General features: G+C 70.8%; 1 protein-coding gene. It reads right to left on the bottom strand.

Going from position 1 to position 1408, the window contains the following annotated elements; translation table 11 throughout:
* Positions 1-1408, bottom strand: a 1408-nt coding sequence (locus AC1D15_RS32260; protein ID WP_477829267.1) for an ATP-binding protein, incomplete at both ends; no start/stop codon positions are given.

A 1408-nucleotide genomic window follows, 5' to 3' on the forward strand; every position in this document is an offset into this window, starting at 1 on the left:
GCACCTGGCTCAGGCCCAGGCCGCTGCCCTTGCTGGCCGGCTTGGTCGTGAAGAACGGCTCGAACACCCTGGCGAGCAACGCCGGCTCGATGCCGGTGCCGGTGTCGGTCGCACGGATCAGCACCCGCCCCGGCGCGGCGGCAGATTCCGCAGCAGCCGGCTCCTGGCTCACCTCGATCGAGAAACGCCCGCCGCCCGGCATCGCATCGCGCGCGTTCGATGCCAGGTTGATCAGCGCCAGCTCCAGCTCACCGACATCGACGCGGATCGGCGCGACCTCTGCCGCCACCTCCAGCGACAGCGCGACACCGCTGCCCAGCGTCGCCTTCAGCAGCTCGGAGACCGCCGGCAGCCACGCCGCCAGGTCGACCCGCTCCGGCTTCAGCGCCTGGCGGCGCGAGAACGACAACAGCTGCCGCGTCAGCCGCGCGCCCGAGCCCACCGCGCGGGCGATCGCGCCGATCTGCTTCATCTCGGCCACGTCCGGCCGCAGCTTCCTCACGACGTGCAGGTTGCTGTTGACGATCGCCAGCAGGTTGTTGAAGTCGTGGGCCACGCCGCCGGTGAGCTGGGCCAGCGCCTCCAGCTTCTGCGATTGCAGCAACGCCTTCTCGGCCTGCTCGCGCTTGCGCGCCTCGGCATGGAACTCGATCGCCATGCGCTGCTCGAGCTGCGTCTTGCGCAGCGCGAGCCAGGCCACGTACACGAGGCCGATCGTCACCGGCAGCGTGATCGCCGCGAGCAGCGCGACCAGGCGGTTCCAGTCGGCGAGGATCGCGTCGTCGCGCAGCGAGCTGCTGACGTACACCGGCAGGTCGTGCACCTGCTGGAAACTCACCGTGCGCAATGCGCCATCGAAGCTGGAGCGGAAGCTCAGCACGCCCGCATGCTGCCCCTGCCGCACCGCGGTGACCACCGGACTCGTGTCGGGCAGCCGCGTGATCGGGGCCGGCGGCAGCGGCCAGCGCGTCAGCAGCGTGCCGTCGGCCTTGAACAGCGTGAAGGTGCTGACGTCGGCTTCCTCCAGCGCGATCGAGCGGTAGAACTCCTCGAACACCGCCGGCTGAAGYGCGATGACGACCATGCCGCCGAAGCTGCCGTCGGCGCGCGGGCGGCGCACCGCGATGCTCAGCGCCGGCATGCCGGAGGCCCGGCCGAGCACGACGTCGCCGATGACCAGCCGGGCCTGCGTGGCCTTCATCTGCTGGAAGTAGTTGCGGTCGGCGATCGAGACGCTGCCCGAGCCGACCGGGAACCCGGTGCCGACCAGGTGTTGGCCCTGCGCATCCCACACCGAGATCGAGCGCACGCCCGGGATGCCGGTGCTGATGTCCATCAGCCGCAGGCGCAGCGCCGCTTCGTTGGCGCGCACCTCGTCGTCGGATGCGCCGACGAAGCGCAGCGACTT

The sequence above is a fragment of the Rhizobacter sp. P2_H2 genome (assembly GCF_056403375.1).